The organism is Aeromonas sp. S15(2024) (assembly GCF_041402265.1).
GTDB lineage: Bacteria > Pseudomonadota > Gammaproteobacteria > Enterobacterales > Aeromonadaceae > Aeromonas > Aeromonas dhakensis.
In genome coordinates this window covers 1-910 of sequence record NZ_JBGLQY010000027.1, presented here as the reverse complement: position 1 = coordinate 910, position 910 = coordinate 1, and the positions used below count along the sequence as shown (strand labels likewise).

At 60.3% G+C, this 910-nt stretch carries 1 protein-coding gene; it reads left to right on the top strand.

All coding sequences use genetic code 11. From position 1 onward, the window contains the following. Nucleotides 1-67 precede the first annotated feature (67 nt). The coding region (locus ACB033_RS22620; protein WP_371140778.1) for an IS1595 family transposase at nt 68-910 on the top strand (843 nt) is incomplete at its 3' end.

The window sequence follows — 910 nt, the reverse complement described above, 5'->3', positions numbered from 1 at the left end:
GGCGCTGTCCCAATTATGTGTTGGAAGGCTAATCTGGAAGTAGGTCATCACCATGAGGACCTCCATCATGGATACCCCAGCCTTCCAACACCTGTTGTCCCTCTTTCCATTACTTACTCTGCGTCAGCGCCGTGTCGCTCAGCATGAGCTCGCCGCTCCACACCCGATTACGTCCCTCCATGCCCAGTTACCCACATGCTGCGGCTGTCCCCACTGTCAGGCGGATGCCACCCAGCTAGCCCCCTGGGGCTGGAGCCGTGGGCTGCGTCGTTACCGTTGCAAGCAGTGTCGGCGAACCAGCTCCCTCCTCACCAAGACGCCTTTGGCCAGATTACGTAAGGCTGAGCATTGGGAGGACTACGCCCAGGCCCTCATTGAGGGGCTCACTGTCCGCCAGGCCGCCGTCCGATGCGGTGTTTGCAAGAACACCGCCTTCTTGTGGCGTCACCGCTTCCTGAAGGCGATGGCAAACCACCAGGCAACACGGGAAGAAGGCATCGTGGAAGTGGATGAAACCTTCTTCCTCGAATCGTTCAAGGGGCAGCGAGGGTTGCCTCGCCCGGCAAGACATCGTGGCGGGAAAGGGCGCACCCGGGGGACCGGGCGGGATTACATCCCGGTGATGGTGGTACAGGACAGGGCGGGCCATCAAGCCGACTTTCAACTGGAAAGGCTGGATGCGCAGACGGTGAAAGCGGTGTTGCAGCCACTCATCGCGCCCGATGCAGTGCTCTGCAGTGATGGTGCAGGGGTGTATGCCAGTTTCAGCCAAGCGCGGGGCATAACACATCAGGTGGTGCACAACCGTCGAGGTGAGCGAGTCATTGGGGCATACCACATCCAGCATGTGAACGGATATCACCGGCGGTTGAAGGGGTGGATGGAGCGATTCCATGGCGTGGCGACCCAT